The 8055-nt window shown below is 65.6% G+C and carries 8 protein-coding genes and 1 pseudogene; 4 read left to right on the forward strand and 5 right to left on the reverse strand.

Annotated elements, in window-relative coordinates; all coding sequences use genetic code 11:
• Positions 1-86 precede the first annotated feature (86 nt).
• Positions 87-1307: a secretory lipase gene (locus A5777_RS12845; protein WP_005207393.1), complete on the forward strand. Its 1221-nt coding sequence runs from the start codon at positions 87-89 to the stop codon at positions 1305-1307.
• On the forward strand, positions 1307-2068 hold the full coding sequence (locus A5777_RS12850) for a lysoplasmalogenase (protein ID WP_064862932.1): 762 nt from the start codon (positions 1307-1309) through the stop codon (positions 2066-2068). Before A5777_RS12845 ends, A5777_RS12850 begins: the two co-directional genes overlap by 1 nt.
• A gap of 8 nt (positions 2069-2076) precedes the next feature.
• On the opposite strand, the gene A5777_RS12855 is transcribed toward A5777_RS12850, so the two are convergent.
• Together A5777_RS12855 and A5777_RS12860 are read right to left on the reverse strand one after the other, a co-directional pair.
• Entirely contained in the window at positions 2077-3597 is a 1521-nt protein-coding gene (locus A5777_RS12855; RefSeq protein WP_064862933.1) for a sugar porter family MFS transporter, read from the reverse strand.
• A 160-nt stretch (positions 3598-3757) separates the two neighbouring features.
• Positions 3758-4237 carry a hypothetical protein gene (locus A5777_RS12860; RefSeq protein ID WP_064862934.1) on the reverse strand — a complete coding sequence of 160 codons (480 nt, stop codon included), beginning with the start codon at positions 4235-4237 and terminating at the stop codon, positions 3758-3760.
• A gap of 77 nt (positions 4238-4314) precedes the next feature.
• On the opposite strand from A5777_RS12860, the gene A5777_RS12865 reads away from it, so the two are divergent.
• Complete coding sequence (locus tag A5777_RS12865; protein WP_064862935.1) at positions 4315-4902, forward strand: HhH-GPD-type base excision DNA repair protein; 588 nt, start codon at positions 4315-4317, stop codon at positions 4900-4902.
• A 9-nt stretch (positions 4903-4911) separates the two neighbouring features.
• Positions 4912-5826, forward strand: coding sequence for a hypothetical protein (locus A5777_RS12870; protein ID WP_064862940.1), 915 nt, complete (start codon positions 4912-4914; stop codon positions 5824-5826).
• Here the strand turns inward: A5777_RS12870 and A5777_RS12875 are convergent.
• From A5777_RS12875 to A5777_RS12885, 3 genes and pseudogenes are all read right to left on the reverse strand, one after another.
• On the reverse strand, positions 5756-7189 hold the full coding sequence (locus A5777_RS12875; protein WP_064862936.1) for a WS/DGAT domain-containing protein: 1434 nt from the start codon (positions 7187-7189) through the stop codon (positions 5756-5758). The genes A5777_RS12870 and A5777_RS12875 overlap by 71 nt on opposite strands.
• 14 nt (positions 7190-7203) lie before the next feature.
• Positions 7204-7761, reverse strand: a complete 558-nt coding sequence (locus A5777_RS12880) for a hypothetical protein (protein ID WP_064862937.1) — start codon at positions 7759-7761, stop codon at positions 7204-7206.
• Positions 7758-8055 (reverse strand): annotated as a pseudogene (locus A5777_RS12885) (hypothetical protein); the annotation flags it as partial. The gene A5777_RS12880 and the pseudogene A5777_RS12885, both read right to left, overlap by 4 nt.

The following is an 8055-nucleotide window of genomic DNA, read 5'->3' on the forward strand; positions in this document are numbered from 1 at the left end:
GCCGCCGGAGACCGCGGAGGCAGGCAGGGGATATCGCATGTGACAGATCGGTATCAGACAGATCGGCATCGGGCAGATCGCTGCGTGTGGCGACGTGCGCAGCCATCGCCTGCGTAGGCCTCGCGGCAGCACCTGCCCTGGCGTCGGCGGCCCCACCAGCGTCGGCCGGTGAGCCGAGCGCGCAGTCCTCCTCGGACCCCGCCAAGACTTCCGACCCCACCAAGTTTTCCGACACCACAACGACTGTCGATGCGGTCACGACAAGCGGGGCGTCGGCAGGCGCGGTGTACTCGCGGCGGCCGATCACCCGATCGGATCTGGTGCCCGGCGCGGCGAGCGGCACGGTGTTCACCTACGCGACCACCGGGGCAGATCACAAGCCGCAACGATCGAGCGGCGTGCTGCTGACACCCTTCGGATCCGTTCCCGCAGGCGGATTCCCGGTCATCGCCTGGGCGCACGGTTCCCGGGGCCTGGCAGACGGGTGCGCTCCGTCGGTGCGGCCGGCTGTCGCTGATCTCGATCAAGCACGGACGTGGCTGTCACGTGGCTACGCGGTGGTGAGCACCGACTACGCGGGACTCGGAACCGCCGGAACACCACAGTATTTCGACACCGATGCGACGGCGCGCAACATCGTCGACGCGGTGCGTGCCACCCAATCATTGCGCAGCGATGTCTCGCGTCGGTGGGCCGTCGTCGGTCAGGGACAAGGTGCCGCAGCTGCGGTCACACTCGCTCGGATCGGGCCGACACTCGGCGGTCCGAACCTGGACTTCCGCGGCGCCGCCGCGTCGTCGATCCCGGCACAGTTCTCGTCGCTGCTCACGAAACTCGGCCCCGGCACCGTCAACCTGCCCGCCGGGTTGACCGCCGACGCCCTCTACACTCTCAGCGCCATCAGCAGCGCGCGCCCGTCAGTGGATGTGGTCGACTACCTCACCGAGAGCGGCAGAAGCTGGTTGAACCGTGCGGCGCAACTGTGCGTCGCCGATCTGACCCGCGAGGTCGACGGTGTGTCGCTGGGATCGCTGTTCTCCAAACCACTCTCGGGCAATCGAGAGCTCGCAGGTGTTCTCGAGGCGGCATCGGTGTTGCCGGTTCGTGGCTTCACCCGACCGGTGATGATGACGCAGGGGCTCGTCGATCCGTCCGTGATCGTGCCGCTGACGCTGAACTACATCAACGACGCCCGGATGGCCGACAGACAAGTCACCCCGCGCCCGTATCTGACTCTGTCCGCTGACGGCGCAAACAAGATGGCCGACAACGACATCCGTTCGTTCATCGCCACCGTCATGCGCTGATGGGTCCTCGACGGCGAGCCGCGTCGGGAGGATTTCGACACCGAGCGGCGTCGGTAGGCTTTCCCCTCGCCTACGCACTCTCATCGGCTGTCGCGAGCGCCGCGGGCGCATTCGGAACACGACGCGCCGCCGCACTCACCAAGCCGATTCCGCTCGCCCTGCTCGCAGGACGAGCACTACTGCGTCGACAGCACCACTACTCCGGTCTGGGCATCGACGATGCGCTGCTCGCCGGTGCCATAGCGTTCTCGGCAGCAGGCGACCGCGCGATGCTTCTCGAAGAGTTCACGCCAACTGACACCGAAGCTGATCGCATGACAAAGGATCGTCGACTCGCCACGGGCGCAGCGCTTTTCGGTGTTGCGCAGCTGTGCTACTCCACGTTGTTCTGGCGCCGCGGTGCCCGACCGACAGTCCAGGCGTTCGCGCCGAGGATGGTGGCTCTTGGTGAGTCGGCCGCGGTCCTGGCCGCCAACCGACCTCGTCCGCTGCTCGTGCTCTCCCCGTACGGCACCTCGTTGGCGGCGATGTCGACGCTGGCGGGCGCCGTCCACTCCCCGCAGCCATCTGCTCGCATCGGCGGGCTGTTGTTCCTCGCATCAGATTTCACGATCCTCAACCGCCGACACCTGATCTCGGGTGCCACCGCGCGACGCATCGGTGAAGTCTGGGTTCTCGCAAGCTACTTCGCGGCGCAGTATCTGCTCACCGACGCAGTCGACGTCGCGGCATCAGCCGACACGGTCGGCGAGATCGACTGAGTTCAGGCCTAACTCGATTTCGCCCGCTTCGTCGCCTCGAAGCGCGAGAGGTCATCTGCCGCAACGGCATCCATTTCCTCTAGTTCGAGACCCTTGGTTTCGCGCACCTTCGCCTTGACGAAGAAGTACGACGCCGCGGCACAGAAAGCGAAGAAGCCGTAGACCCATCCGAGTCCGAGACTCGAGCTGGCCTGCGGGAAGAGCATCGAGATGGTGAAGTTCGCCAGCCAGTTGAACGCGGTACACACACCGAGCGCGACTCCGCGGATTCGGTTGGGGAACATCTCGCTGAGCATGACCCACATGACCGGACCCCAGGTGGCAGCGAACGCGATCACGAAGAGGTTGGCTCCGATCAACGCGACCACGCCCCAATGTCCGTTGAGCGTCAGGCAATCGGAGTTGGTGTTCCCCGGTGTGCACTGCGTATCGCCGACGGAGCCGGTCTCCTTGTAGTGCGACTGCGTGAAGGCTACGCACGCCATGACGAGTCCGATGAACATGCCGACCGAGCCCCAGAGCAGCAGCACCCGCCGACCGATCCGATCGACGAACAGAATCGCCACGAACGTCATCACCACGTTGATCGCCGACGTGATGACCGACGTGGTGAACGCGGAGTCGGTACTGAATCCGACAGACGTCCACAGGCTCGTCGAATAGTAGAAGATGGCGTTGATACCGACGAACTGCTGGAAGATCGCCAGCCAGATACCCACCCAGACAAGCGGATGCAGACCGAACGACGGCCCGCGCAGATCCGACAGCTTGGCCGACGATTCACGCTTGACGGTCAGTTTGATCTCTTTGACACGATCGAGCGGATGCTGCTCTCCGGTGACCTCCTGCAGGATGCGGGCGGCCTCCTCGTCGCGGTTGTGCCCGACGAGATACCGAGGAGACTCCGGGATCAGCAGCGCGAGGATGCCGTACACGACTGCGGGAATGACGCCGACCAGGAACATCCACCGCCAGGCCTCGAGTCCCCACCACAGCGTGTTCATGGGGTCGCCACCTGGCGCGGCCTGTTGAAAGAGCTTGTCCGACAACAGCGCTGCGAAAATGCCGAGTGTGATGGCCAACTGCTGCATGGATGCAAGCGCGCCGCGATAGCGCGCCGGCGCGATCTCGGCGATGTAGGCGGGGGCGATGACCGACGCGATGCCGATGCCGAGTCCGCCGATCACGCGCCAGATGAGCAGGTCCCAGACCGTTTGGGTGTACGCGGTTCCGACGGCCGACGCGGCGAACATCACCGCACCGAGGACCATCACGCGTTTGCGACCCCAGACGTCAGCAAGACGACCGGCAAACCATGCACCGACAACGCAACCGAGCAGTGCGATCGCGACGGCGAAGCCCTTGAACAGCGATCCCAGCCCGAAGGTGTCCTGGATGGAGTCGACTGCGCCGTTGACAACGGAACTGTCGAAGCCGAAGAGGAATCCGCCGACGGCAGCTGCGACGCTGACGCCGATGACCCGCGCTGTGTGTTGATCAGATGAAGGGGCAGAACGTGCTTGTGACATTGCCTGACCTCGCCTCGATGCTCGGTTCGCGGGGACGCAGCGCCCCAGACGTGATTTTCACGTTACCCAATGTTGTTCAGCGTGAAGGCGTTTTGCACGCACCACAGGCGAAACCGTGACAGCGCGACGAGATCGAGTTCAGATCGTGACAGACCGGCGTTCAGGCGGTTGCAGTGCCGCGGCACGTCGAGAACTGCGGGTTGACCATCGGTACGAACGCGATGGCCCCGATCTTCTGCCGAATGACGAACGACACCGGTCCGGAACCCGGATGAATGTCGATCTGCCAGGAGATGTTTCGCGCCCGGCTCGGCGCGCTGACCACACCCGTGCGACCCGTCGCCAGGTTGCGCCACGTGACCGTGACGTCCATCGAGTACTCGACGAGCCCCGGCTTGCCACGATCGGTGCCGATCAGCTCGATCGCCGGAGGTGGCAGACCGTCCGACGGGAAACGGATGCCGTTGAAGACATCGACGTGGATGCGCAACGGCCCCAAGGGCCACGGATTGGCGCTGTCGCACCTCAGCGAGGTCACGAAGTTGGGGTTGCTGTATTCCGGAATCGCCTGCGCGCCGCCGACGCCGGCGGTCGTCAGTCCCGTAATCGCGAGGATTGCCGCACCCACGATCACCGCCATCCGGCGCATCGCGATCCTGCTTGCACCGACTACCCCTTCGCGCATGGCGTCAGTGTAGGAGTCCCTAGGATGGAGCCATGGCAAAACTGCAGATTGCCCAAGACCCGGCCGCAGACGAACTGCTGTCGACCGACGCGTTCGCGCTGCTCACCGGCATGTTGCTCGACCAACAGTTTCCGATGGAACGCGCCTTCGCCGGACCAGCGAAGATTCGTGACAGGTTCGGTTCGCTCGATCCCGAAGCGATCGCCGACGCCGATCCCGAGGCCTTCGCCGACCTGTGCGCCACACCGCCGGCCATCCACCGCTACGGCCGCTCTATGGCAGGCCGCGTGCAGTCGCTCGCCCGGGTCATCGTCGACGAGTACGACGGCGACACCGCGCGCCTGTGGACGACAGCCACCACCGGCAAGGAACTGTTCGACCGCATACGCGCACTGCCCGGCTTCGGCGATCAGAAGGCGAAGATCTTCACAGCGCTCCTCGCAAAGCAACTCGACGTCGCTCCGCGCGGCTGGACCACGGTCGTCGGCGACTACGGCAAGAAGGGTTTTCGGTCGGTTGCGGACGTAACCGACCCCGACTCACTGCAGAAGGTTCGGGACTTCAAAAAGGCCGCGAAGGCAGCAGCCAAAGCGGGCGATCAGGCGTCGGCGAAAGGCTAGGGTGTCGTGGTGGTCGAAGAACGTGACACCGATTTCGACATCGTGCCTGTGGACCTCCGCTCGGCCGTCGACCTACCGTTCCGCCTGGGGTTCGCGATAGCAGGTGTGGCACTGACAGCCGCGGAATCGGCGGTCACCATCGCGCGAGTGACTGCGACGAGTGTGCAGCACGAGATCGGGCAGGCCATCGGGGTCTCCAGCGCCGAACTCGGCGGTGCGCGCGCCCCGCTCGCGCTGCTGGCTCAGCTGAGCGATTTGATGTCACCCGACCGCCCGCTGGGCAGGCTGATCGCGCCGGGAGGTCCACTCGAGCGACTGGTCACTCCCGGTGGCGTCGTCGACCGCCTCACCGCCAAGGACGGACTCCTCGAGAAGTTGACGGCCCCCGGCGGCATTTTCGACCAGATCACCGACGAGAACGGCATCCTCGTCCGGCTGACCGCCAAGGACGGCCCGCTCGACCGGCTCACCCGAGAGGGCGGAGTCGTCGACCAGTTCACCGAGAACGAGGGCATCCTCGAACGCCTGACGTCCGAGGGCGGGATCGTCGACCAACTCACTGCTCCCGGCGGCGTACTCGAAAAGGCTACAGAGCCTGGTGGGGTTCTCGACCGGCTTGCGGCCGACGGGGGTCTTCTGGACCAACTCGTCGGCGAGAACGGCGCGGTCGAGCGCGCAATCACTCCCGGCGGCACGCTTGATCGCATCACTGAACTGACCGAGGTCATCGCGACACTCGCCCCGAATCTCATCGCGATGCAAGACACCGTTCACGAACTCGCCGAGACCGTCGACCTCCTCAACCAGACTGTTGCACCGCTCGGCGGACTCGCCGACCGGCTGCCGAAGCGGCTCACACGTGGCCCACGGAATTCTCTTCCGAGCGGCCACGATCCATCACGGGCGCCACACGACCAGCTCTGACGCCGCGGGGTCGGAGGGTCCCGACCTGGTCGATCGCTTCGGACAACAACGTCACGTAGTCGTCGACGTCGGGAGCGATTTCCGGCGACGTCGTCACCGAGATGGTGACTCGATCGGCGATTCCGTGCACGCCGTGCGTCAGGCCTTGCACGGGAGACAGCGCGGGAAAGCCCGTTGTCGCGAGGACCGGTCTGCCGTCGAGCGCGAGGTCGCCCGTACCCCGATTCACCGACGACACAACGGTGACCCCGGTGATGCGCTCGGGAACCACCGTCGGGTCGAAGTGGCCGATGCCCCACCGGGTCAACGCCGCAGGAGTCGCGGCGGTTGCCGCACGCGATGCGACGCGCGCCGGATCGTCGTCGGCGCGACGGGCGGTGTCGATCTCGGCGGCGATCAGACGAGCCCGCTGCGCGAGATCCGGCTCGTCGACGTGGAGGTCGACGCCGACGTTACGAAAGTTGTTGCGCACCGACTTCTTCGGTGACCGTGCGACGGTGAGCTCGACGACGACACCGCCCTCGGGATCGGCGAGGAACGTCGGCAGTGCCAGCGAAATCGCCACCAGCGCACCGACTGTGACACCGAGGTCACCGATACGAAGAGCCTCGCGCTCCACGGTGAGCGTGCGCAGGGTTCGACCCGCTCCCGGTGCGCGATTCAGGCGTGAGAGCGGCACACCGCCGCTCTGCTGTGGAGGAGAAGCCCGATACCGTTGCCAGGCAACGAATCCGCGAGCGATCATCGAAGCGAACTGCGCGGGCAGGCGCGCCGCCCCGACCACCGCTCCCGCGACCCGTAGAGCCGAATCCGGAAGTGCGCGTATCGGATACGCGGAGGTGGCGGGTAACGGGGTCACTTGTCCGAAGAGTTCGCGGGCGATCGCCGCAGTGCGTCGACCGTCCCCGAGTGCGTGCGAGAACTGCAGGGCCACGACGACGCCGCCACGATCGTCGGCCGAATCGTTCGGAACCTCGTCGCCGGACGCCCCCGTGCCCGGAACTCCCGACACGTGAGCGAAAAGATGTACCCGCCAGGCCATCTCAGTCGAATCGAGCTGCTCGGCCATCCGGTCCGCCAGAGTCGCCAGACAGTCCTCCCAGGTGAGCGCGGCGTCGACGACGACAAACTGGCGCGGCAGAATATCGGCGTGTACCCAGTAGGGCCTATCGAGCGTGAACGGAATGTCGAGGACGCGCAACCTCAGGTCCGCGACCGCCGCCGCCCGCGTCGCGATCCACGCTGCTAGCTGCGCGGCGTCGCCCGGACGGTCGTGGGCGAAGAGGTAGACCACGAACTGATCGTTGGGGATGATCGGCGCCATCCAATACGGCACCACATCCGCGGCCGACATCCGTTGCATCAGGCGAGACCCCGTCAGCCCGTGGGGGTTTCAAAGTGGACGAGGCCCTGGACGTGGACGTCGGAACCGTCCACCGCAGCCCGGATCAGCTCTATCTCGGGTCCGAGCACAGCGGCGACGTCGTCGTAAGAGTAGGTCGGCGGTGCGGTCACGGTGACCCTGATGAGTTTGCGGCCTCTGTCGTCGAGGGCCTTCGCCGAGACGTCGTCGAACATCGTGTGTCCCGCGAGGTCGGCGGCGACTGCGTTCGCGATCAGCTTGGGCGCGACGATCAGTTCGCCGTCGTCGTTGCTGCCCGCGAGTTCGAGGTCGTCGACCTTGCTCGGGCGAATGGCCGTCGAGATCAGTGACCATCCCCAAATCAGACCGATGATCACGATTCCGAACAGCACCACCGTCCACCAGTCGGTTCCGTCGAGGCGGGCAGGCCAGCCAGAATCGAGGTGATCGGCCCACTCACGAACCTTGGGCACGTTGAGTTTCCACAGGACGGCGCCCACGCCGACGACGAGGCAGATCAGACCGATCAGTCCTGCCGTGATCCGGTGAAATGACGCGGGTCCGCGGTTCATCGCGATGCCTCCTTCTTGTGTCGAGTGACCACCTTGAGCTTGACGCGCACCGAATTCTCCAACGACGACGCAACGCTCTCGAGAGTGCTGCGTAGCGCCGACTCATCGACCTCGGAATCGGTGGTCACGAGGACCTTGGCACGACGCCGCCCGACCACCGTGGTCGCGTGTTCGACGCCCGGCACCGACAAGGCGGCCGTGCTGAACCGGCGTGCGACATCGCCGCGCCGAGTCCACAAGACCTCGAAATCGCCGAGACTGACGTGAGTGCGCCGACGCGGAGCGAGAGCCGTC

This window comes from Gordonia sp. 852002-10350_SCH5691597, from assembly GCF_001665715.1.
GTDB lineage: Bacteria > Actinomycetota > Actinomycetes > Mycobacteriales > Mycobacteriaceae > Gordonia > Gordonia sputi.